This is a genomic window from Granulicella aggregans, assembly GCF_025685565.1.
GTDB lineage: Bacteria > Acidobacteriota > Terriglobia > Terriglobales > Acidobacteriaceae > Edaphobacter > Edaphobacter aggregans_B.
Window position 1 is genome coordinate 161,079 of the sequence record NZ_JAGSYE010000005.1, and the last position, 22,063, is coordinate 183,141.

Sequence of the window (22,063 nt, forward strand, 5' to 3'; positions counted from 1 at the left end):
AGGGTTACGTATTACTTGCCGCTGAATCTTCGTGCGGCGGATACGATCTGTCTGAATCCTGCAATGCGTTCGCGCCATCGCGCTCGATGGGATGCGGCGATCACACCGTCGAAGAGTTCTTCGTGATCTGCCGTCGTTGCGTCGAAGTGCCGCGTGCTCTTGCCGAGTCGCACCGAGATCACCTTTGCAGCTGTCATCTCCAGCAGGCCTTCGGCGCCGCGCGTAGCTCCAAAGCCGCTCCCTTTGCGGCCACAAAAAGGAACTCGTGGATCCACGGTAGGCACAATAAGATCGTTGATCGTTACCGTCCCTGTGGTGACCTCCGCAGCAATCCCACGCGCCTCATCCTCATCGCCGAAGATCGATGCCGTCAGGGCATAAGGGCACGCTTCATGCAGCGCAATCGCCTCCGGCGTGTCGCGTGCTTCCATTATTGTGAGGACCGGGGCGAAGATGTCCGCCCGTGTCGCCAGCATCTCAGGCGTGGCATCGGCGATGACGATGGGCTGCTGTGCCGCTTCGACTTTGCCATGAACGCGTCCACCGAAGAGCCTGGCGTCTTCAAGCAGCATATGTAGTTCGCGCTGGACACTTTCGGAGAGCGGAACTCCCTTGATCCAGTCGAGTGCCGACAGCAGCATCTCTATGAATCTCTTCCGCCGCTGCTCGTCCGTGCCAACGAGGATCACTCGGCGCGGTGCCATGCACGTAGCCGAGCCATTCAACCTCATGCCGAAGGCGAGCGCCTTGACCACGCGCGAGAGGTCGGCCGATGGCAGCACGAACACCGCATCGCATCCCGAAAGCTCCGCGACGCAGGGTGTCAGCGTCTCAGCAAGTTGCTTCAGGAGAGCCCGTCCACTCGCTGCTGAACCGGTGAAGAAGACCTTGTCTACACCCGCTGCGATCGCCTGTTGTGCCGCAGCGACCGACTCGTCCGTAACCGCAAGCAGCCCCGCAGGCAGACCTGCCTCTCGCATCGCCGCGGCAAAGATGGAAGCCACCGGTCGTCCGCCCCGCCCCGGCTTCCATGTCACAGAGTTCCCGGCGGCCAGCGCCTGTAGCACCTGTACACCGGGAAGAAATAGGGGATAATTCGAAGGGGCAATCACCAACACATGCCCCATGGGAGCGCGGCGCACTTCGCTTGAAATACCCGCAAGCCAAAAGGGAAGTCCCTTCCGGCCAAGCTTCTTCGGCGCAAGGGTCCGTGCAGCCTCGCGCTCAAGAAAACGGCACGCTTCAAGCAGCGGCAACACCTCCGCAACACGTGTGTCCGCCACATTCCGCGCCAGCTCCGGAGAGATCGCATCGCATAGATCGACCATCGATTCCGCAAGGATGTGCCGTGCCCGCTTCAGCACAGCCAATCGATCCGCGATAGCCCGCGAAGCCCATTCCTTCTGCGATGACCTCTCCACCATGGCCGTGACCATATCACGATCCTGCGGAGCTTCACACTCCTTCAACTCGGAGATCGGCATGGCTACGACGCCACTCCGACGAGGTTATCGCGAGCGATCGCCTCGCCTACGGTAGTCGAAGCACCCCATTGCGGTTCCATCTTCAGGTCTTCGAGCAGCAGACGCGAAGTAATCCGCGCCGACTCAAAGATCACCGGCAGACCGCTGCCCGGGTGCGTTCCGCCGCCCACAAGGTACATTTGGTCGATGTCCTCAAACCGGTTATGCGGACGCAAATGCAGCATCTGGTCCAGCGAGTGCGCCATCGAAAACGTCGCCCCCTTGTACAGGTCGAACTCGCTAGCCCATCCGCTTGGCGTCACAATCTTCTCCGTGCGGATGCGCTCACGCAGCCCCGTGATGCCGATCTTCTCCATCTGATCGATCGCAATCTCGCGATAGCGCGGCGTCTCTTCAGCCCAATCGATCATGCCGGCATCATGTGTAACCGGCAGCAGCACATATAAGGTGCTCTGCCCATCAGGTGCAAGTGTCGCATCGGTTACGCAAGCGTTCTGCACATAGAACGACGGCGCCTCCGAGAGCCGATGCAGGCTCTCAATATCGCGCAGGTTCTGCTTGTAGTTCTTCTCCAGATAGATCGTGTGATGCGACACGTCATCATACCGGCCATCGATGCCGAGATACATCATGAACGTCGAGCACGAGTACCGCTTCTTCGCCAGCTTCTCGTCGGTCCATTTGTTGCGAAGCCGGTTCGGCACCAGGCGCTTCATCGCGCCGGCAAAGTCCGCGTTCACCACTACCGCATCGGCGGGAAGGCTATGGTTCGCCGTCTTCACGCCGATTGCCTTGCCTTTCTCGATCAGCACGCGTTCCACCTGTTCGTTCAGCAGAATCTCGACACCCATCTCGCGACACATCCGCGCCATCACGCGCGTCACCGCGCCGCATCCGCCGGTCGGATGAAAGACGCCATGCTCGTACTCAAGGAACGACAGGATCGAAAACAGGCTGGGACAACGGAACGGGCTCATCCCCAGATACTTCGACTGGAAGCTAAATCCTAGCCGTATGCGCTCATCCTTGAAGTGCGACTGCAGGTCGCCATCGAGCGACCTCCACGGAGCCAGCAACGGCAGCAGCTTCAACATCTCCGGCTTCATCAGGTCGCGCCAGCTCTCAAACGGCGACTGCAGAAACGGTAGAAATTTCGCCAGCTTCGTCCGGTTATGCGTGAGGAACTCATGGAAACGTCTCGCATCTTCGGGTGAGATCGCGGCGATCGCCTTCTCCATGCGTTCAACGTTCGGTGTGGCCAGCAACTCACCGCCCGCGCCGAAGACCAGCCGGTATTGCGGGTCAAGCCGCGTCATCGGCACCTCGGCCGCAAGATCGTATCCCGCCGCCGAAAAGATCTCCTTGAGCACCTGCGGATAGAGAAAGAACGTCGGCCCGGCATCGAACTTGAAGCCGTCCTGCTCGATGGTCGACGTGCGCCCGCCCACCTGGCTGCGCTTCTCGACGATCGTAACCTTCACGCCCGACTTGGCCAGCAGCAACGCCGCCGCCAGCCCTCCGGGCCCTGCCCCAACGATCACTGCACTTCGGGATTCCTTCTTCATGCGGTAGCGCGCCCCTGTTTCGAAACGATCATATGATTCTGCCGCTGCTTTGTTCGCTGCGTTCTATTCTTTGAGTAGACGCTAGTCCCGGGCCCGCGACGCGACCGCTCCAATCGCTCTTCAAGTGCGATCAAGAATTGCGGCCTTCATCTTTATGCCACTGCAATGCCATCCATCCTACTGCCGAATCTCTGTCCGGAGCTCTCAACCTTGCCGCTTCACTATACTTGTCAGGGATGCGGTGCCACTTGCCGCAGGTTCCTGGGAGCAAGTCACTGCACATTCTCGTCCTATCGCCGCACCGCAACGACGCTGCCTTTTCCCTTGGCCTTGCCATCGAAGGCTGGCTCGCTGCCAAGCACCGCGTCACCGTCCTCGGCGTCTTCACCCGCAGCGCAACTGCCCCGTTTTCGGACGCCGACACGGTCCACCCGAACGACCTGCTCAGCTACGTCTCCGGCATGCGCCGTAAAGAGGATGCGGAGCTGCTCAAGTTGCTGCCCAAACTTCGCATGGAAGACTTGAACCTGAAAGACGCACCGATTCGCCTGCGCTGCGGACTTGGTGAAGAATTCACAACCTTTCCTGCTGCGGACGACAGCGCCGTTGCGAAGATCCAGAAGTCTCTCGCGAAGCTCGACGCGGAGATGAAGATCGATGCCGTCGTCCTGCCGCTTGGCCTCGGTCACCATGTCGATCACGTCGTAGTCCGCAACGCAGCGCTCGACTTCAGCGCCACCCGCGCCTACGCCTTCTACGAAGACCTGCCCGACGCTCTGCGCGACGGCGAATTGTTCGACGCTGATCGTGATATCGACCCAGCCATCGAAGCCGAGCTCGCGACGCTGGGCGGAAGCTTCGCTCCTGCGGTTCTTACAAATAGCGACGAGACAAGCATCAAGCGAAAGCTGAAGATGGTCTCTGTCTATGCCTCGCAGATCGATGAGCCGACGATGCAGATCATCAGTAACTTCGCGACGCGCTACGGGGGTGGAGAACGAATCTGGGCCAACCCCGCATGGCTCGCAGAGAGCCGTCTTACAACGCCGGCTTTGTGACGGTCTTTACAGATGCTTCCGCACAAATCGCCGCACGGTCTCCGTCACCACGCCAAAGACCAGGTGCGAAGCCATCTCGCTGGTGTGTTCGCGCGGAGTCTGATCTTCTGCCTCGGCTCCAAGCCCCAGCGCTGGAAGCGCCGTCTCATGCGTCAGCGCGGCAAGCGTCAGCCCGAAGCTCGCGCCGTCCTTGGCCGTAGCCGCAGGGAAGTACTCAGCCAGAGCCCCATACGCCGCGCCCGTCGCAACACCGAATCCCCAGTGGATTGTTCCTGCGGCCAACGCCCTCGCGGGCCCGCTAAGCTCACGGCCAGCGATCTTCTCGACCAATACATCCGGCGGCTCAGGTTCGCCATGAGTACGCGGAGGATAGACCCTCTCCGCCAGCGACTTCGCCGCCGTCGCCACCGCACCGGCGATCAATCCTGCAACCAGACCCTTCATCAGGGACTTCTCCGTCACTTGCAAAGCCTCACTCATTCCCGCTCCAGTCGTTGCTCTTATGGTCCTGTTTTCTGCTCTCAACATTATGATGCCGTAAAGCTGGTTTGTGTCAGTCGGCGTAGGCTTCGGGTGCTGTTCTGTCCGAACCATACACCGCTGGTCGCTTCGCAACTCCTGCCACCCGTAGTGCCAGCGTGATGCAGCAGGAAACAGCAAGGTTCAGCAGAAGAGCAGGGATTGCCGCGTACATCGCATAGGTCTGGCCAAAGAGATGCAGCGGATACACCGACGACTTAAGGCCCAGCGACACCGCCATGTACGTCCCGGTAGACATACCTGCGACCCAGCCCGCAAGCAGCGCCCACGGATTCATCCATCGCGTAAACGCGCCGACAACGACGGAAGGGAAGAGCTGCGTCATCCAGATACCACCCAGCAACTGCATCTCGATCGCATAGGGCGCGGGCAGGTACAGCACGAAGACCAGAGCCCCGAACTTCACCGCCAGCGAGACGAGCTTCGCCATCTGCGACTCCTGCATAGGCGTTGCTTTGGTCCTCGCGAACGCTCCGTACAGGTTGCGCGTGAAGAGGTTGGACGCAGCGATCGACATGATCGACGCGGGCACCAGCGCTCCTATCGCGACCGCGCCCAGGCAGAAGCCCGCGAACCACTCCGGAAACATCTTTAAAAAGAGCAGTGGTACCGCCTGGTTCGGGTCCTTCGTGACCACGCCCGCAGCCAGCGCGATGAAGCCCAGCAGCGCGATCAGGCCCAGCATGAAGCTGTACGCAGGAAGCATCGCAGCATTACGGCGCACGGTTTTGGCAGAGCTTGCGCTTAGCACCGCCGTCGCCGTATGCGGATAGAGCATCAGCGCAATCGCCGACCCGATCGCCAGAGTGGAATAGCCCAGATATTGGCTTGGCCGCAACAGGATCGACCCCGGAGGGTTGTGCGCCGCCAGCGCCGCGCTCGCCAGCGAGAAGACCTTCGCATATCCGCCCAGCTTCCACGGCAGAATGATGAGCGCCGCCAGCACCATGATGTACAGCATGAAGTCCTTGACGATGGCGATGATCGCCGGAGCCCGTAGCCCGCTTGAGTACGTGTACGCCGCCAGGATCACGAACGCAGCACCCAGCGGCCACTCGCCGGTCACGCCCAGCGCCGCGATGACCACCTTCATGCCGACAAGCTGCAGCGCGATATACGGCATCAGCGCGAGGATTCCTGTCAGCGCAATTGCAACCGTGAGCCAGCGATTGCCGTAGCGCCCCGAGACGAAGTCAGCAAAGGTGATGTATCCATGCCGGTGGCAGACCGTCCAAAGCCGAGGCAGCACCAGCATCATGTAGGGGTAGGCGATGATGACGTACGGCAGCGCGAAGAAGCCCATCGCCCCCGCACCATAGAGCGCCGCCGGAACCGCGATGACCGTGTAGGCGGTGTACAGGTCGCCGCCGATCAGGAACCAGGTGATCCACGTCCCGAAGCTGCGCCCGGCGAGTCCCCACTCTTCGAGCGAATCAATCCCGCCCTCGGGCCGCCGCCACCGCACTGCCCAGAAACCCGCCAGCGTGACGAGGAGAAAAATGAGGCAAAAGACCGTCAGGGCTGTCGGGTGCAGGGTCGTCATCGCGTTGATTCAACGATGGTAGCAGCAGAGGAACCTATGCCGGGTGCCCCATCCATGCGGCTTTATCGCATGGGTGGGATGGGATCACCTCGGACCTATCGGCGGGTCTTCGACGTAGCCAGCCAGTTCTTAGCGATCCAGGCCACATACCCACCTTGGAGAATCCAAACGGCGGCGTACGCATAGAACAAGTTATGCGGATGGCTGCTCAAAGGACCGAGGTCGAAGAATTTTTGCCAGGTCACTGGGTGATCTCCAAAGAGGCTTCGATCGCCTCAAGCGCTGCCTCTTCCTGGATGCGCTGCCGCCGCCGCTCCAGGCTGTACCGCAGCCCCATCACCAGGAATCCCCACAGCGCCCATCCAGCCAGATTCCACCAGACAGCCGGATAAAAACTCGCATCGAGCGAGCCATTGCCACCAAACACCGGCGCGGGATGCTGCGTACGCCACCAGCGGATCGCCATGAAGCTGATCGGCACATCGATCGCCGCAAAGATCGAGATCACCGCCGCCAGCGTGTGGCCTTCATCGTTGCCGCCAGAGAACTTACGCGCGATCAGGTAGCTGACATACAGCATCCACAGGACAAGATACGTCGTCGTCCGCGCGTCCCAGGCCCACCAGATGCCCCACGCCGGCTTCGCCCACAGTGACCCGGTCAGCAGACCGATTGTGACGAAGATGACGGTGACTTCGGCTGAGGCGACTGCCAGAGCGTCCGCCCCAAGAGCCTTCCACGGATCGCGCCGCCGCCAGTAGAGAAACGCAAGCGACGCAGCGCAGTTGATATACGGAAAGACCATGCCGAGGATGGCATGCGGCAGGTGGTAGTAGAAGATGCGCTGCACGTTGCCCATCGTCGCTTCGGTCGGCACCAGGAAGATCGCCTGACGGAAGCCGATTGCCAGCACCACGACGGCCACGGCAAACCACAAGGCAGACGCGACGCGCGGGACGACCGACCGGGATGGACTCTCAAGCTGCACTGAGGAGAATTCTAACGCCGCGCGCGCTACTCTGCACCGAGAATCGTCTCGAAAAGCAGCAGGCAGACCGTGGTGAAAACAATATCGTAGGCTGCGAGCAGTTTGATCCAAAAAAACGGCTGGATGGGGTCGACATCGCCGGTCAGAACGTCGGCCGTCGCGTTCACCATCGATAGGATCGCCGGTACCGATATGGGAAACAACAGCAGCGGAAGCAGGAGCTCGCGGTTCTTTGCCCTCAGCCCGAGCGCCGCGAAGAACGTCCCATTTACTACCAGAGCCCACGTCCCCAGCGGCATAATCGCCAGCAACATCCAGCCGTTGCCCAGCGCGTGGACGTTGAAGAAGACGACAAAAAGCGGCGCGATGACCAGTTCCACAGCCGTCACGAAGACCAGGTTCGCCAGCGCCTTGCCCAGAAACAGCGCCGAGGCCGGAGCGGGCGCCATCCTCTGCGCGTCGAGCACACTGTTCCGCACCTCACGCGCCCAGCTCTGGTTCAGCGTCGTCACCGAAGCAAACAGCAACGCGATCCACAGAATCCCGCCGGAGATCTGCCGCGTCGTCGTCGGATTTCCGGTCGGGTCGAAGGCGATGCTGAAGACCACCACCACCAGCAGCGAAAAGAACAGCATCCCGTTGATCGCGTCGCGGGAGCGCCACTCAAGCTGGAGGTCCTTCATAAAATGTCGCGTAACCTGGCGGAGGTAGTTCATCCGTGCGACGCCGCCCCAGGGCTGTTTGTCTTCGTCAGGTCGGCCAGCGTCGACTCGGAAGCCCGGAGGTAGTCCGCAGGCGAAAGGATCAACTGCAGCCCGCGCTGCCCTGCTGAGACCGAGATCAAGTCGAAGAGCTCAATCGTCTCGTCCGCAAAGGCAGGGAAGGGCTTCTTCGCAGCCATCACCGTGACGCCGCCGCGAATGTATCCGGTCAGCGGTTCCACTTCCTTTAGTGATGCCAGCTCCGCCTTCTTCGCCCCGGCCGCATGGGCCAGTTTCTTCAGGTCGAGCTCGGCGTCGCCGGGAATCACCGCAAAGACATGCTCGCCCGCGTTGGTGTGCGCCAGCAGCGTCTTGAAGACCTGCTCCGGCGGCATGCCAATCTTTTTGGCTACAGAAATTGCTGTGAGATCATCCTGATCGACCTCGTAAGGCCGCAGTTCATAGCTGATCTTCAGCCCATCCAACAGCCTCGCTGCATTCGTCTTGGCGATCTTGGCCGTGCTCAAATCGCAGGCTCCTGCATTGTCGGGCCCGATGAAGTTATCGAGACGATCTTTCCAGCCTGCATCGTCAGCGTCGTGTCCGTGATCGGCGCGCCGAGATGCGCCTGGTGCGTGGTCAGAATGATCGTCCGTTTACCAACCCCTGCCAGCGGACCGCTCGTAATGGGCCACGTCCTGAAGTCCGCAAGCAGCGTCACCATCATCTCCGCCGACTCCACATCGAGGTTCGAGAAGGGTTCGTCGAGCAGGAGCAGCTCGGGGTCGCTCTGCAGCACACGGGCCAGCGACGTGCGCTGCCGCATTCCCTGCGAGTACTGCCCCACCGGCCGCTTCAGGTGCGGATCGAGCCCGACCGCGCGCAGCGCCATCTCCGGGCTGCCCGCGCACATGCCGCAGCCATCCCCGCGAAGTCCGGCAAAGTAGCGAAGGTTTTCGCCTGCGGAGAGCTCGTCGTACAACATCGGTGCGTGGCTCATGTAGGCGATCCGCCCGCGCTGGGCTTGCGGCTCCGTACCGAAGGTAGCCACCGAACCGCGCGACGGCGAGATCAGCCCCGCCACCATGCGCAGCAGCGTCGATTTGCCCGCGCCGTTCTCGCCCAGGATCATGGTGCAGCTTCCAGCTTTGAAGCTCGTCGAAACGTTCCGCAGCGCGGCGAACGCGCCGTATACCTTCGAGACCTCGCGAAGCTCCGCCGCCGCTGTCTGCGGTTGGCTGGCGATCGCTGCGGCCTGGGCTTTCTCTAGAACCATCTCGTTCATGGCGATTCCGGTACTTCGCCTATGCGAGTATAGAGCGAAGCCCGCCGCAACACACTTGCACCAAGAGGTCACTCCAAGCATGAGACTGAAGTCCGCGCTACTCTCCGCCGCCCTTTTTGCCGCCGTTCCCGCCGCCTCGCTCCTCGCCCAGGGCAAGAGCCCGCTCGATCCCGAGACCGAAAAGCTCTCCCACGAGATCTTCAAGCAGCTCGTCGAGACCAACACGACTGACTCGGTAGGCAGCGTCACGGCAGCGTCTGAGGCGATGCGCAAGCGGCTGCTCGATGCCGGATTTCCCGCGGAGGACCTCGTTCTCGCCGGGCCGAACGACCGCAAGATGAACCTGGTGGCGCGCTACCGTGGAAAGCCCGGCTCGACGCTGAAGCCCATCCTCATCATCTGCCACGAGGACGTCGTCGAAGCTCCCCAGGCCGAGTGGGCGACCGATCCCTTCAAGCTGGTCGAAAAGGACGGCTTCTTCTATGGCCGCGGCACGCAGGACATGAAGGACTCGGACGCGATCCTGGTGACGAACTTTATCCGGCTGAAGAAACAGGGCTTCGTGCCGAATCGTGACTTCATCCTCGCGCTTACGGCGGATGAAGAGGGTGGAAAGTCGAACGGCGTGGACTGGCTGCTGAAGAACCGGCCCGAGCTGATCAAGGCGGAGGCTGCGCTCAATCCGGACTCGGGAGGCATCGACACCGAGAGCGGAAAGCCCGTCGTCATGGTGCTTGAAGCGACGGAGAAGCTCTACGGCGACTTCGAACTCTCGACGAAGAATCCTGGCGGCCACAGCTCTCTGCCGACCAGGGCGAACGCGATCTATGAGTTGACCAAGGCTCTGGATCGCCTCGAAAAGTACCAGTTTCCGGTCGAGATCAACGCGGTCACCCGTGCCTACTTCGAGCAGATGTCTGCGATTGAAAGAAAGCGCGGCAACACGCAGATGGCGGACGACATGCTCGCCGTGTTGAAGTCGCCGCCGGATGCTGCGGCGGTTGCGCGGCTCTCGGAGAGCCCGCGCTACAACTCAACGCTGCGCACGACCTGCGTGGCGACGATGCTCTCCGCCGGACAGGCTCCGAACGCTCTGCCGCAGTTTGCCAACGCCAACGTAAACTGCCGCATTCTGCCCGGTCACACGCAGGAAGAGACGCGCCAGACGCTCATCAAGGTCTTCGCGGAGCCGGGCGTCACGGTGCAGTATAAGGACGACGGCGGGACGCTCTTTCCCGTTGGAACCGATCGCGTCTCGCCTACCCCACCGCCGCTACGCGCCGATATCTTCGACCCGTTGAAGAAGGTGATGGCGGAGATGTACCCTGGCCTGCCCATTCTGCCGCAGATGGAGACCGGAGCCTCAGACAGCATCTACACCATGGCTGCGGGAATTCCCAGCTACGGCATCAACGGCGTAGGCATCGACAACGGCGACGAGCGCGCTCACGCCCGCGACGAACGCGTCCGCATCCTCTCTTACGACCGAGGAGTGGATTTCTACTACCGCTACTTGCAAGCGTTGGGCGGCAAGTAATCTCCATCTTGCCTGTTTGTCAGTCTTTCTTGTTTGTCATCGATGACTGGCTCGAATGCTCGGGGTGCCCCATCCATTGCGCCTCTGCGATGGGTGGGATGTAGGACTTCTACCGCACCGGCATCACCGCAGCCGTCGTCTTCGGAACGGCCGTCCCGGGCTGCTTATCCACTGGCGCGTATTTCGACGCGCACTTGGCCTGGAGTTCCGTGGCGTGAAACACGCCGTCATGCCCGTATGTTCCCACGGCCAGCGCTTGGGAGTCGTCCTTGAATGTGTCCGGCGGTGGCTCGGAGCCCTGGTAGGCGACCTGAAGCGTCTTGCCCTGTTCCATCAATGCAAAGTTGACCATCATTCCCTGGCGTTTGATCGACCCCGGCGCAACGTTCCCGGCCACGCGCAGGTGGCGCGTGTAGGCCTTATCGCCAAGCCCCTGCAGCTCCGCGATGGTGACGTAGTACTGCTTGGTCGAGCCGATCGAGGTGATCGCTAGATAGGCGACGGTCGCGACGATGATGACACTGGCGACGATGATTCCGAGCGGTTTGCGCTGATTACTGGCCATGGCTCTCTGTAGTTTACGCCCGCGTCGTTTGGGCCGGATGAGCAAAAACGCCCGCGTGCAAAAAAGGCGGGCGGGTTTTTCCAACCCGGATTCCGCCGGTCCGAATTCGGCAGGTTAGCGGCGTATACTCTGAAAACAAGATTACCGACACCGAAGGCAGGGGAATTGCATGAGCTTGAACGGCGCGAACGGACATTCGAACGGCAACGGAAACGGCCATGCCACGGCCTCAAACGGCAATGGCTACAAGGTTCCTACCGGACGTGCGGAGTGGATCGTCAAGCGCAAGGCCGAGGCTGAGCGCACCGGCGACACGAATATGTCGCAGATGCACTTCGCGCGCAAGGGCCTCATCACGGAAGAGATGGCCTATGTCGCACAGCGCGAGAAGATCTCCGCGGAGCTGATCCGGTCTGAGGTCGCCAAGGGGACGATGATCATCCCGGCGAACATCAACCACGTCGAGCTTGAACCCATGGCCATTGGCGTCGAATCACTTTGCAAGATCAATGCCAATATCGGCAACTCGGCGCTGTCGTCGAATGTGGATGAGGAGCTGCGCAAGCTGCACACCGCCGTCCACTTCGGTGCGGACACCGTCATGGATCTTTCGACCGGTGGCGACATCCCCATGATCCGCGAGGCGATCCTGCGCCACTCGCCTGTTCCGATCGGCACAGTGCCGCTGTATGAAGCGCTCTCGCGTGTGAAGAAGGTCGAAGACCTGAACATCGATCTGTATCTCGAAGTCATCGAGGAGCAGGCGCAACAGGGTGTCGACTACTTCACCATCCACGCCGGCGTCCTGATCGAGTACGTTCCCTTGGTGGCGAAGCGCATCACTGGCATCGTCAGCCGCGGCGGAGCGATCCTTGCGCAGTGGATGACCTCGCACCACAAGCAAAACTTCCTTTACGAAAACTTCGACCGCATCACCAAGGTGATGGCGAAGTATGACGTGAGCTATTCATTGGGCGACGGCCTCCGTCCCGGCTGTCTTGCCGATGCGTCCGACGAGGCCCAGTTCGCCGAACTGAAGACGCTTGGCGAACTCACGCGGCACGCCTGGAAGTCGGATGTGCAGGTCATGATCGAAGGCCCCGGCCACATTCCGATGGACCAGATCAAGCTGCAGGTGGATAAGGAAGTCGAGCTCTGCGATGGAGCTCCGTTCTACGTTCTTGGGCCGCTGGTTACGGACATCGCTCCGGGCTACGATCACATCACTTCGGCTATCGGCGCGGCGATGATCGGCTGGCACGGCGCGGCGATGCTCTGCTACGTCACGCCGAAGGAGCACCTAGGGCTGCCAAATGAGAAGGACGTGAAGGACGGCATCATCGCCTACAAGATTGCGGCCCATGCTGCGGACGTTGCAAGACATCGTCCCGGTGCCCGCGATCGCGACGACGCGATCTCGCACGCCCGCTACACCTTCGACTGGGACAAACAGTTCGCGCTCTCGCTTGACCCGGAAACGGCGCGCTCGATGCACGACGAGACGCTGCCGGACGACTATTACAAGGAAGCGGCGTTTTGCAGCATGTGCGGGCCGAAGTTCTGCAGCATGAACTGGTCCAGCAAGGTGGATAAGTTCAACGAGAGCGAGTTTGGCTTGAAGAAGCAGGATCTGACGCAAATTATGACCGAGCAGATGGCCCTGCGGGGATAGTCGCCCCGAGCTAAGTCGTTTTTACATTTTGGGAAGGTGGGCAGACCACCAAAGAAAATGCGGACCGTTGTACGGTCCGCATTTCTGTATCTGGACTCTTTCCGGGCATCACTGGTGTTGCTGTAAGCAGAACTCTACCTTCGAGACCACAGTGAAGAAAGTCGTGCCGGTTTGCTACGGGCACTGAGGCGCTCACGGCAGCGGGAGTTCGTTATCTTTTTGCAGCGTGTCCGCGCATCAGTATAAAGACTGGCCCGATAACGGTAACGACGAATGCGAGAGCAAGAAACAGATCATTGATCAACATGCGAGGCAAATTCCTTGGGAGAGTGGGACCGCATTCGTTTACAGGATGGAAGACACATCCCAACTTGGGAATGACACTTCCGGGATCGATCCCATGCCGCGAACGTTGCACATGGGTCAGTCACTGGTTGGTTGCAATGAAATCGATTCTGGTACATGTAGCCGGGTAAATCAACAGAAATGTGCGAGATTTGCACACAAATACAGGCTTCAAGGCGTTCGCCCTGGCGATCTGCATCATGGGTGGTGCAAAGTGCCCTTCTTGTCAATTCTCACTTCGCCAACTCCAGCGAGGCGGCGGCCCGATTGACGGCTTCGGTGAGGCGTGCGAGTTGGGCCTGGGCGCGGGCGGCGTCCGGTTCATCGATCGCCTCAGTCACGCCCGGTATGACAACTGCAGCGTAACCGGTAAACTCGCCCGGCGCATAGATGGTGTGCTTGTACCAGCTACGGCGGGGAAGGCCATCCGGATCGAGCAGGGCGGACTCGGCGTTGCGCAGGGCGTGATTCAGAGCGGCGAGGTCGGTCGTAGCTACGGTCTGCCTCCCGTAGGCGGTCTGGGCTGAGGCGGAGAAGCGGGCTGCGGCCTTGGTGGCGGCGCTGAAGTCCAGGTTCAGCTTTGTGGCTTCGGACTTATGCTGCGCGGTGCGGATGTAGCCCTCGATCTCCTTGGCGTAGGGGCGGTAGTCGTAGGGCAGGACGTCAGCGTCGGCCATGTGCAGGATCTCAAGGCCGAAGACACGGGCTTGCTGCTGTTCGTAGACGAAGGTGGGGTCAGCGAACTTGATGAACCAGTTGTAGTTATCGAAGACGGAGTGATAGACGCCGTAGGGGCCTTCGGAGCCGATGTCGGTGGAGGGTACGCCCATATGTTGGATAAAAGGCGTGAAGTCGGAGCCGGAGCCGAGGTTGCCGACACGGACCTCGGGCGATTTGCTCTCCTCTCCTTCGCCGAATGCGGACTGGCCGCGTTTTCCGCGGCTCTCCTCCTGGGACTTCTTCCAGGTGTCGTAGACGGTTCCGCCCTGGGGGCTGGCGACGCCCTGGGTGACCTCGCGGACGAACTGTTTCAGGGACGGGACGGCGGAGGCGTTGAAGTCTGGGCCAGCGACGCCGACATCGGTGTTGAAGTAGGCTACGGCGTGCTTCAGGTGCTCGGCGTTGTCTTCAACCCACTCGGTTGAGCCGATAAGTCCTTCTTCTTCGGCGTCCCATGACCCGATGACGATGGTGCGCTTCGGCTTCCAACCCTGCTTGAGGAGGTCGCCGAGGCCGTGGACGGTCTCGAGCATGGCGGCGGTGCCGCTGTTGGGGTCGACCGCGCCGTAGACCCAGGCGTCGCGATGGTTTCCGGCGACGACCCAGTCGTCCTTCTGCTGCGGATCGGTACCGGGGATGGTGCCGATGACATCCCAGATGGTGCGGAGCTTGGTCTCCTGCTCGAGGTGCATGTGGACGGTCACCGCGGCCGCGCCGGAGGCTCCGCCGAGGTGATAGGTGAAGGGAAGGCCGCCCTGCCATTCATGCGGGGTCTGCGGGCCGCCGAGGGCCTGAAGGATGGGGGCGGCGTCCTTGTAGGACAGCGGGTTGACCGGTATGCTGGGCTGATTCTTCTGGAGCTGGTCGGCGGGAATGCGCTTCGAATCGGGCAGGTCAGGGGTGGAGGCGATGCCAGGGGTCTCGGGGTCGCCGGGATAGATGGGAAGAAACTGGGTCGACCCGCGCTGGACGCCGGACTCCGGGCGGTAGGGGCCCTTGGGGTACATGTCGCCCTTCACGTAGCCGTCGTCCGCGGGGTCGGAGTAGATGAGGACGCCCTTGGTGCCGTACTGCTGAGCGATGTAGACCTTCACGCCACGGAAGTTGCCGCCGTAGCGGACGAGGACGATCTTGTCCTTGACGCTGACGCCAAGGGAGGCGAGCTTCTTGAAGTCGGCGAGGGTGCCAAAGTTGGCATAGACGACCTCGCCGGTGATGTCGCCGGAGGGGCTGGAGCCGTTGAAGGCGGGGGTGACGCGGGGATCGTCCTGGAAGGGATCGCCACCGTCCTTGGTGGGGTCTACATGTTCGGGCGATGGGCCGGACATGAGGATCTTGCCGGAGGCGTCGTGGGCGTCGATGGCGATGCTGATGGGCTTGTTCATCAGGACGCTGTAGGGGACGATCTTCGTCGAGAGGCCGGCGGTCTTGAACTTTTCGGCGACGTACTGCGCGGTCTTGTAGTCCTCGGGCGAGCTTGCCCAGTGGGGCTCGGCGGTGAGGATCTTGAGGTGCTGGCCGGCGAGTGCGGCGTCAGGGACGGCGAGGAAGGCGGCATCCCACTTCGCCTGCTGGGTGAAGTCGCGATAGCCGAAGACCTGCTGCGGTTGCTGGGATAGGAGCGCGGAGGCGGCAAAGGGGAGCAGGCAGGCAAATCGAGTCAGGTTCAAGTTTGGCCTTGTAATAGCGGTGAGATTCGAAGTGATTGAATTCTACAGGGAGATTCCGGGCTGAAAGGTTCGAGCAGTGTGGTGAGGGGATGGCGGTGCAGGTCCTTCGACTTCGAGGCGTGCGATGAAGCTGCACACGTCTCCGCTCAGAATGACGGTTTGATCGATGAGGATGGGGGAAGAAGGCGGTCGAGCTTCGCTCGATGTCCCACCCATGACGATGAAACCGTCATGGATGGGGCACCCGGGATGACTATGCGGCGAGGACGGAGGTGCAGAACTTGCAGCGCTTGGCGGCAACGGGGATGTCGGAAAGGCACTCGGGGCAGGCTTTGGTGGCGGGTGGCGCATCAGGCACTGGGCCCTTCACTTTGGTGAGCAAATAGCCGAGCGGCACGACGATGAAGAAGTAGACGACCGAGGCCTTCAGGACGAAGTCGATGATGGCGTTGAGGAAGTCGCCGTAGAGGATCTTGCCGCCATGGACGAAGACGAAGAGGTCGCCGAAGCTGGGCTTGCCGACGATGGCGGCGATGAAGGGGGTGATGATGTCGGTCGTGAGCGCGGTGACGACGGAGCCAAAGGCTGCACCGATGATGACGGCGACGGCGAGGTCGACTACGTTGCCGCGAAGGATGAAGTCACGAAAACCTTTGAGCACTGGCGAATCTCCCGGTGGTGAGGTTGATGCACTCTATGATGCGGCTGAGTATAGCAGCGTGGTGCAACGGGCCCGCGGATTTGGCGGGGATGTAGACGTTCGCCAGCGTGGTCTTAGTGGGTGCCGGTCATCCAGAGAGCGTAGGGGTAAAGCAGGAAGACGAGGATGAGCGTCACCGCCATCAGGTCCATGTAGATGCAAAGGAGCACGCCGGCGTGATAGAAGCTCCAGCGGCGGCGGATGCAGCGGACCGTGTCTGCGGTGCCGGCGACGGCGAGGAGCGCAGGGATGACGAGGTAGAGGGTGGCTCGATTGTGCGGGAAGCCGGAGAGTGGGAAGGCGGCTAGAAGGCTGGCGATCACAAGGATGTTTCCGCGGACAAGGGACTTGTGGCGCGGATTGAAGATCTCGGGCAGCACTCGTTGATTATCCGCCCGGCGTGGATGCCTTAGGTTGGATTGCTGCGGTGAGTTGCGGAGGATGAACTTTGGGGATGGCAGATTTGACCCTCTCACCGTCGGAGGTAAGAGGGTCACAAGGCTAGACTTCGACGAGCGCGGGTTGCGTGACTTCGGCGAGGGCTTCGATGGACTGATTGTAGGGGGCGGTGAGGACCCCGCGCTCGGTGATGATGGCGGTGACGTATTTGGCTGGGGTGACGTCGAAGGCGGGGTTTTCGATGCCGACGCCGTCGGGGGTCATCTGCTTACCGTTGGAGTGGGTGACTTCGAGGGCCGAGCGCTGTTCGATCGGGATGAGGCCGCCGTGGGCGGTTTCGATGTCGATCGTGGACCAGGGAGCGGCGACGTAGAAGGGAATGCCGTGCTCTTTAGCCAGAATTGCGACGCCGTAGGTGCCGATCTTGTTGGCGACGTCGCCGTTTGCGGCGATTCGGTCTGCACCGACGATGACGGCCTGGATCTTGCCCTGATACATGAGCGAGGCGGCCATGTTGTCGCAGAGGACGGTGGTCGGGATGCCGTCTTTCATGAGCTCCCACGCGGTGAGGCGCGCGCCTTGCAGGAAGGGACGGGTCTCGTCGGCGAAGACGTCGATCTTGTGGCCGCGCTCGATGGCGGCACGGATGACGCCGAGAGCGGACCCGTATCCGCAGGTGGCTAGAGCGCCGGCGTTGCAGTGGGTGAGGACTGTGCCTTGCTTCGGCAGCAAAGAGGCGCCGTTTGCGCCCATCTGCTTGCATGCGGCGATATCTTCGTCGTACATCTGGCGGGCGCGGTCTACTACAGCCGACTTGATCTCTGGGATGGGGGTGTTTTTGGCGGCGAGATCGTTGTAGAGATTGCGGATCTCGGCGATGCCCCAGAAGAGATTGACGGCGGTGGGCCGGGTGGCGGCGAGGTGGGCGTCGATCTCGGCGACCTCTTTGGTCAGCTCGTCGAGCGAGGTGGCTGTGCTGCGCTCGATGCCGATGGCCATGCCCATGGCGGCGGAGACGCCGATGGCAGGAGCGCCGCGGACAATCATGTCGCGGATGACGGTGGCGACCTGCTTGTAGTCGGTTGCGAGGACGTAAGTCTCTTCAAGCGGGAGCTTGGTCTGGTCGAGGAAGTTGACGCCGGTGGGAAGCCATTCAAGGGTGGGAATCATGTGTCTTTAGTTTATCGCGAAGGGATGGATGCTTGGGGTTAGGATGATGACGTGGGATCGATTCGTGTCGACGGCGTCCGATTCGCGGCCTTTCCCAATGACCAAGCTCCGCCTCATGTGCATGGCGAGTATCGCAGTGGGACGATCATCATCGATATCTTTCGGGACAGAACAGTAGGGCTGTCGGGGCGAAAGAGGGCCATCGTCCCTTCGAATATGAAGGCTGCCGATGTCAAGAAGGTATTGCTTGCGGCAGAACGGCATGTGGATGAGCTATGGAACCTCTGGGAGGAAGCGCGTGGGAGACAGACTAAGAACGACAGACGCAGAGATCGCAGCCGCTCTCGAGCGCGCGGCAAATGAACCCGACGCTCCGACCGCGGTCGAAGTGCGATATCTTCCATCGCCGGACCTGCTCTTGATGGTGATGAAGAGTGGACAGCGCGTGGCGATTCCGCGTGAAGAGATACAGGTTCTGGCTAGTGCGCCGCGCAAGCAGGTTGCGGAGGTGGAGATCGAGAACTTTGGGACCGCGCTGCATTGGCCGCAGCTTGATCTTGATCTGTCCGTTGAGGGGTTGCTCAAGGGTGTGACTGGGAATCGGCGATGGATGCAAGAGTTGAAGCTGCAGCGAAGACGGAGAGCGCAGATGCGTACTCCATCCGCCCCCGCTGCTCGCGAATCCTCCGTACTGGCTGGCTGACTCAGCGCAGGGCGATGTGGGCCTTGCGGACGTCTTGCGCGGTGAAGGCGGCGAGGAAGGGTGCTCCCTGGGCGGCGGCTTCGATTTTGGCTCGGCCGCCTTGTTCGCGGTCGACCAGGCAGAGGATGCCGGCGACGATCATGCCGGCTTCGCGGGCAGCTTCGATGGCGGTGATGGTGGAGCCGCCGGTGGTGCAGACGTCGTCGACGATGACGACGTGGGCGCCGGGTTTGAGGAAGCCTTCTATTTTGCGGCCCGTGCCGTGGGCCTTTTCGGATTTGCGAACGAGGAAGCCGTGGATGAGGGTGGGTTCGGGGCCGGGGTCTTCTTCGGAGGGGAAGTCGGGGTCGTCGGCCATGGCGAGGGAGAGTTCGAGGATCTCGCGGTGGTCGGCGAGGGCCCAGGCGCTGGCGCTGGCGATGTTGGAGACGAGAGGGTCGGCACCCATGGTGAGGCCGCCTACTGCTTCGATGGCGTCGGCGTTGGGGATTTGCTCGCGGATCATCTCGTAGAGCACGAGGCCGGAGAGGCGGCCGCCTTCGGCGTGGAGGGTGGTGACGCGGCAGTCGATGTAGTAGTCGCTCTTGGCTCCGCTGGCGAGGGTGAAGTCGCCGAGCTTGAAGGAGTGTGTGGCGATGAGGTCGAGCAGGGCGGAGCGGGTGTCGGTGGGCATGGCTTCGCTCATTTTAGCCGGACGGGCGAAATAAAAATCGCGGGGGGGGGGTATATCTCAGTCCTACTTCAGGGGACAAGTTCCTGATTCATAAGGGCTTCGGTGGATCAATTTTGGAGAGGCCGTTTTGTAAGTTCCTGTAAAGAAAAGGCTTGCGCGGGGTGATCCATCGGAAACAGGGAGGGCTTGCTTTGTATCGGGGCGCGTTAGCTACATTTACCGTCTCTTCGAGTTTTTACTTCTGTTACAAGGATAGCAGGTTGAATTCATCCTTTGGGCAGATTTTTTGCTTCCACAAGTGGCTGATTCCATGAAGGTTATCTTGCTTTTCGAAGGTTCAGGGGCTTGACAAGAATCGAAGTTGGCTCGCGATGGACGGTGGAGTTGGAGGCGGATATCCGCGAAGCTGCGCTTGGGGCCGGGTTTCATCTCTGTGGAGTTGCGGGGGCGGATGGGACAGAGATTGAAGCGGAGCGGTTTGCCGCCTGGGTGGAGGCGGGACGAGCCGGGGAGATGGAGTATCTGAAGCGGCGGGACGAGGCGGGCACCCTGATCCGAGAGGGAGTGCGGGTGGCGATTCCGTGGGCGCGGTCGGTGGTGGTATGTGCGCTGAATTATGCGTCGGAGGAGGTGTTTTCGGTGGAGGACGCGCCGGAGGGGGCGGGGTGGATCGGGAGGTATGCGTGGTCGGGACGGCAGCCAGAACAGGGTGTAGGGGGTAGGGTTCAGGGTGTGGATGAGGCTCCTGAGTTGACGGCTACGGATTATCACTCGGAGATGCTGACGGGGCTAAGGGTGGTGGAATCGGCGATTCGGGGGCGAATCGAGTGCGAGACGCGGTGCTATGTGGACACGGGGCCGCTCGTGGAGCGGGGTTTGGCGGCGCGGGCGGGTGTGGGGTGGGTGGGAAAGAATACGTGTGTCATCAACCAGGGGGTGGGGTCGTGGCTGCTGCTTGGGGTGGTGGTGACTTCGCTGGAGATGCCGGCGGAGGGTAGGCTCGCGGTTGCGGCGGCGGACCGATGTGGGAGCTGTACCCGGTGTATTGAGGCTTGTCCTACGGACGCGTTGGTCGCTCCGCGTGAGATGGACGCTTCGCGGTGTATCGCCTATCTGACCATTGAGAAAAAGGGCGTGATTGCGGAGGAGCTGCGGGAAGGGATGGGAAGACAGGTATTTGGGTGCGATATCTGCCAGGATGTTTGTCCGTGGAATGCGAAAGCGAGGAACGGGGGCGGGGTGGTTGCCGTAACTCCGGGGATGGAGGTGCGGCGGGAGCTGGTTAATCCTTCATTGTCGTGGCTCGGCGGGATGGACAACAAGGAGTTCAAGCGGTGGTTCAAGGGGTCGCCACTGGAGCGGACGGGACGGAAGCGGCTGCAGCGGAACGTGGCGATCGCGATGGGAAACAGTGGGTTAGAGGAGTTTAGACCGAAGCTCGTTGAATGGGCGGATGGGGAGGATGAGGCGCTGGCCGAAGCGGCGCTTTGGGCGTTGCAGCAGGGTGTAGGAGGTAGCGTGTAGGGTGTAGGACAGGATAGGGAGAAGTGAAAAGGAAGAAGGGCCAGCAGTTTGGGGTGAAGGGTTCGGGTGGTTTGGGTGTGGTACGGGTTCGTTGGGGCCCTTCCCTTCGCTTGCTCAGGGTTGGGCTGACGGCAGGAACAAGAACAACGGCAGAAGCAAACGCAGAGATTCCCTCCGGGAATGACGAAGCAAATGACGAAGCAGCGGGAATGATCTAAAGAGATGCCATCGATTTTGCCTATGAAGACGGAAGATCCGGAGGACCGGCGGCGCGGGGCGGAGGTTATCATGCCTGAGGGGGTGCGTCTCGATCCGGGTGATGCGCTGAAGGGAGAGAAGGAGCCAGAGCCGATGGAGACGCTGCGGCCGAAGGTGCCGAGCGGCGGCTGGCGGCAGGTAGTCGAGCTGGCGCGGTATATGGCTCGGACGGAGGTCCATACCTATGCGTTCAGCGTGGCGGCGAATGTAATTCTGTCGCTGTTTCCGTTCATCGTGCTGCTGCTGACGATCACGCGACAGATCTTCCATTCGCAGGCGATGGAGGGCGTGGTGGGGGACATGATGCGAAGCTTCCTGCCTGTGGGGCAGGACTTTATCATTCGCAATATGCAGATACTGGCCCATCCCAAGAAGGGAACGCAGTTGTTCTCGCTGGTGATGTTGCTGGTGACCTCGACGGGTGTGTTTTTGCCGCTGGAGGTGGCGCTGAATAACGTTTGGGGAGTGACGAAAAACCGGAACTATCTGCACAACCAGGCGGTTTCGCTGGGGCTGGCGTTTGCGGTGGGGGCGCTTTCGATGATCTCGGTGGCATTGTCGGCGGGACAGCAGTCGGTGGTGGGGTGGATGTTCTTCGGGCATACGGACAATGTGGTGTTCCGGTTTGTGGCGGGCTCGTTTCTGCATGTGGTGGGCGGGCTGGTAAGCATCCTGCTGTTCTTCCTGATCTATTGGGTGCTTCCGAACCGGCAGGTGCCGGCGCGGGCGGTGATACCGACGGCGATCGTGGTGGGACTGATGTGGGAGGTGGCGAAGTTTCTGTATATCCTGGCGCTGCCGTGGCTGGACTTTCAGTCGGTGTATGGGCCGTTTTACATCTCGGTGGGATTGATGATGTGGGCGTTTCTGTCGGGGCTGATGCTGCTGGCGGGAGCGCACTTTTCGGCGACTCGATATACTCTGGCGCTGGCACGTGAAGCCGAGCGGGAGGGTTAGGCGGGG

At 61.2% G+C, this 22,063-nt stretch carries 21 protein-coding genes; 7 read left to right on the forward strand and 14 right to left on the reverse strand.

Annotated elements, in window-relative coordinates; genetic code table 11:
• Positions 1–11: 11 nt before the first annotated feature.
• Together OHL18_RS21255 and crtI are read right to left on the reverse strand one after the other, a co-directional pair.
• Complete coding sequence (locus OHL18_RS21255) at positions 12–1,484, reverse strand: aldehyde dehydrogenase family protein (RefSeq protein ID WP_263376891.1); 1,473 nt, start codon at positions 1,482–1,484, stop codon at positions 12–14.
• A 2-nt stretch (positions 1,485–1,486) separates the two neighbouring features.
• On the reverse strand, positions 1,487–3,049 hold the full coding sequence (gene crtI / locus OHL18_RS21260) for a phytoene desaturase family protein (RefSeq protein WP_263376892.1): 1,563 nt from the start codon (positions 3,047–3,049) through the stop codon (positions 1,487–1,489).
• A gap of 248 nt (positions 3,050–3,297) precedes the next feature.
• Between crtI and OHL18_RS21265 the strand changes: the two genes are divergently transcribed.
• The gene (locus OHL18_RS21265; RefSeq protein WP_263376893.1) at positions 3,298–4,107 is read left to right on the forward strand and encodes a PIG-L deacetylase family protein; all 810 of its coding nucleotides are present in this window, start codon (positions 3,298–3,300) and stop codon (positions 4,105–4,107) included.
• A gap of 6 nt (positions 4,108–4,113) precedes the next feature.
• Here OHL18_RS21265 and OHL18_RS21270 read toward each other — a convergent pair whose 3' ends face one another.
• From OHL18_RS21270 to OHL18_RS21295, 6 genes are all read right to left on the reverse strand, one after another.
• Positions 4,114–4,587: a DUF1440 domain-containing protein gene (locus OHL18_RS21270; protein WP_263376894.1), complete on the reverse strand. Its 474-nt coding sequence runs from the start codon at positions 4,585–4,587 to the stop codon at positions 4,114–4,116.
• A 73-nt stretch (positions 4,588–4,660) separates the two neighbouring features.
• Complete coding sequence (gene mctP / locus OHL18_RS21275; RefSeq protein ID WP_263376895.1) at positions 4,661–6,190, reverse strand: monocarboxylate uptake permease MctP; 1,530 nt, start codon at positions 6,188–6,190, stop codon at positions 4,661–4,663.
• A gap of 241 nt (positions 6,191–6,431) precedes the next feature.
• Positions 6,432–7,178 (reverse strand): cytochrome c biogenesis protein, encoded by a 747-nt coding sequence (locus OHL18_RS21280; protein WP_263376896.1) that lies wholly within the window; start codon positions 7,176–7,178, stop codon positions 6,432–6,434.
• Between the two features lie 26 nt (positions 7,179–7,204).
• A complete protein-coding gene (locus OHL18_RS21285) occupies positions 7,205–7,894 on the reverse strand; it encodes a heme exporter protein CcmB (protein WP_263376897.1) in 690 nt (229 codons plus the stop codon).
• Positions 7,891–8,406, reverse strand: coding sequence for a Cys-tRNA(Pro) deacylase (gene ybaK / locus OHL18_RS21290; protein WP_263376898.1), 516 nt, complete (start codon positions 8,404–8,406; stop codon positions 7,891–7,893). The genes OHL18_RS21285 and ybaK overlap by 4 nt, the downstream gene beginning before the upstream one ends.
• Positions 8,403–9,164, reverse strand: coding sequence for an ABC transporter ATP-binding protein (locus OHL18_RS21295; protein ID WP_317890519.1), 762 nt, complete (start codon positions 9,162–9,164; stop codon positions 8,403–8,405). The genes ybaK and OHL18_RS21295 overlap by 4 nt, the downstream gene beginning before the upstream one ends.
• Before the next feature lie 79 nt (positions 9,165–9,243).
• On the opposite strand from OHL18_RS21295, the gene OHL18_RS21300 reads away from it, so the two are divergent.
• Complete coding sequence (locus tag OHL18_RS21300; protein ID WP_263376899.1) at positions 9,244–10,701, forward strand: M20/M25/M40 family metallo-hydrolase; 1,458 nt, start codon at positions 9,244–9,246, stop codon at positions 10,699–10,701.
• Positions 10,702–10,810: 109 nt separating this feature from the next.
• Here the strand turns inward: OHL18_RS21300 and OHL18_RS21305 are convergent, their stop codons facing one another.
• The gene (locus OHL18_RS21305) at positions 10,811–11,266 is read right to left on the reverse strand and encodes a cytochrome c maturation protein CcmE (protein ID WP_263376900.1); all 456 of its coding nucleotides are present in this window, start codon (positions 11,264–11,266) and stop codon (positions 10,811–10,813) included.
• 169 nt (positions 11,267–11,435) lie between these two features.
• Here OHL18_RS21305 and thiC point away from each other — a divergent pair, with 169 nt between their 5' ends.
• Positions 11,436–12,938 (forward strand): phosphomethylpyrimidine synthase ThiC, encoded by a 1,503-nt coding sequence (gene thiC / locus OHL18_RS21310; protein ID WP_263376901.1) that lies wholly within the window; start codon positions 11,436–11,438, stop codon positions 12,936–12,938.
• Positions 12,939–13,516: 578 nt separating this feature from the next.
• Here the strand turns inward: thiC and OHL18_RS21315 are convergent.
• The 4 genes from OHL18_RS21315 to mtnA all read right to left on the reverse strand — a co-directional run bounded on the left by OHL18_RS21315 (position 13,517) and on the right by mtnA (position 17,942).
• Positions 13,517–15,667, reverse strand: coding sequence for a M28 family metallopeptidase (locus OHL18_RS21315; RefSeq protein ID WP_396275045.1), 2,151 nt, complete (start codon positions 15,665–15,667; stop codon positions 13,517–13,519).
• Between the two features lie 259 nt (positions 15,668–15,926).
• Positions 15,927–16,334: a large conductance mechanosensitive channel protein MscL gene (gene mscL, locus OHL18_RS21320; protein WP_263376903.1), complete on the reverse strand. Its 408-nt coding sequence runs from the start codon at positions 16,332–16,334 to the stop codon at positions 15,927–15,929.
• Positions 16,335–16,447: 113 nt separating this feature from the next.
• Positions 16,448–16,753 (reverse strand): permease, encoded by a 306-nt coding sequence (locus OHL18_RS21325; RefSeq protein WP_263376904.1) that lies wholly within the window; start codon positions 16,751–16,753, stop codon positions 16,448–16,450.
• A gap of 121 nt (positions 16,754–16,874) precedes the next feature.
• Positions 16,875–17,942, reverse strand: coding sequence for an S-methyl-5-thioribose-1-phosphate isomerase (gene mtnA, locus OHL18_RS21330; RefSeq protein ID WP_263376905.1), 1,068 nt, complete (start codon positions 17,940–17,942; stop codon positions 16,875–16,877).
• Between the two features lie 51 nt (positions 17,943–17,993).
• On the opposite strand from mtnA, the gene OHL18_RS23405 reads away from it, so the two are divergent.
• Complete coding sequence (locus tag OHL18_RS23405) at positions 17,994–18,305, forward strand: DUF4160 domain-containing protein (RefSeq protein ID WP_396275036.1); 312 nt, start codon at positions 17,994–17,996, stop codon at positions 18,303–18,305.
• The gene (locus OHL18_RS21335; protein ID WP_263376906.1) at positions 18,241–18,645 is read left to right on the forward strand and encodes a DUF2442 domain-containing protein; all 405 of its coding nucleotides are present in this window, start codon (positions 18,241–18,243) and stop codon (positions 18,643–18,645) included. Before OHL18_RS23405 ends, OHL18_RS21335 begins: the two co-directional genes overlap by 65 nt.
• Before the next feature lies 1 nt (position 18,646).
• On the opposite strand, the gene OHL18_RS21340 is transcribed toward OHL18_RS21335, so the two are convergent.
• On the reverse strand, positions 18,647–19,318 hold the full coding sequence (locus tag OHL18_RS21340; protein ID WP_263376907.1) for an orotate phosphoribosyltransferase: 672 nt from the start codon (positions 19,316–19,318) through the stop codon (positions 18,647–18,649).
• Between the two features lie 345 nt (positions 19,319–19,663).
• On the opposite strand from OHL18_RS21340, the gene queG reads away from it, so the two are divergent.
• Together queG and OHL18_RS21350 are read left to right on the forward strand one after the other, a co-directional pair.
• The gene (queG, locus tag OHL18_RS21345) at positions 19,664–20,842 is read left to right on the forward strand and encodes a tRNA epoxyqueuosine(34) reductase QueG (protein WP_263376908.1); all 1,179 of its coding nucleotides are present in this window, start codon (positions 19,664–19,666) and stop codon (positions 20,840–20,842) included.
• A gap of 288 nt (positions 20,843–21,130) precedes the next feature.
• On the forward strand, positions 21,131–22,057 hold the full coding sequence (locus tag OHL18_RS21350) for a YihY/virulence factor BrkB family protein (protein WP_263376909.1): 927 nt from the start codon (positions 21,131–21,133) through the stop codon (positions 22,055–22,057).
• Positions 22,058–22,063 lie beyond the last annotated feature (6 nt).

Excerpts from the sequence above, each read along its gene's own strand:
- crtI (WP_263376892.1), bottom strand. The coding sequence starts at position 3,049 with ATGAAGAAGGAATCCCGAAGTGCAGTGATCGTTGGGGCAGGGCCCGGA.
- OHL18_RS21270 (WP_263376894.1), bottom strand. The coding sequence starts at position 4,587 with ATGAGTGAGGCTTTGCAAGTGACGGAGAAGTCCCTGATGAAGGGTCTG.
- OHL18_RS21340 (WP_263376907.1), bottom strand. The coding sequence starts at position 19,318 with ATGCCCACCGACACCCGCTCCGCCCTGCTCGACCTCATCGCCACACAC.
- OHL18_RS21305 (WP_263376900.1), bottom strand. The coding sequence starts at position 11,266 with ATGGCCAGTAATCAGCGCAAACCGCTCGGAATCATCGTCGCCAGTGTC.
- OHL18_RS21300 (WP_263376899.1), top strand. The coding sequence starts at position 9,244 with ATGAGACTGAAGTCCGCGCTACTCTCCGCCGCCCTTTTTGCCGCCGTT.
- OHL18_RS21295 (WP_317890519.1), bottom strand. The coding sequence starts at position 9,164 with ATGAACGAGATGGTTCTAGAGAAAGCCCAGGCCGCAGCGATCGCCAGC.
- mtnA (WP_263376905.1), bottom strand. The coding sequence starts at position 17,942 with ATGATTCCCACCCTTGAATGGCTTCCCACCGGCGTCAACTTCCTCGAC.
- OHL18_RS21255 (WP_263376891.1), bottom strand. The coding sequence starts at position 1,484 with ATGCCGATCTCCGAGTTGAAGGAGTGTGAAGCTCCGCAGGATCGTGAT.
- OHL18_RS21350 (WP_263376909.1), top strand. The coding sequence starts at position 21,131 with ATGCCTGAGGGGGTGCGTCTCGATCCGGGTGATGCGCTGAAGGGAGAG.
- thiC (WP_263376901.1), top strand. The coding sequence starts at position 11,436 with ATGAGCTTGAACGGCGCGAACGGACATTCGAACGGCAACGGAAACGGC.
- mctP (WP_263376895.1), bottom strand. The coding sequence starts at position 6,190 with ATGACGACCCTGCACCCGACAGCCCTGACGGTCTTTTGCCTCATTTTT.
- OHL18_RS21285 (WP_263376897.1), bottom strand. The coding sequence starts at position 7,894 with ATGAACTACCTCCGCCAGGTTACGCGACATTTTATGAAGGACCTCCAG.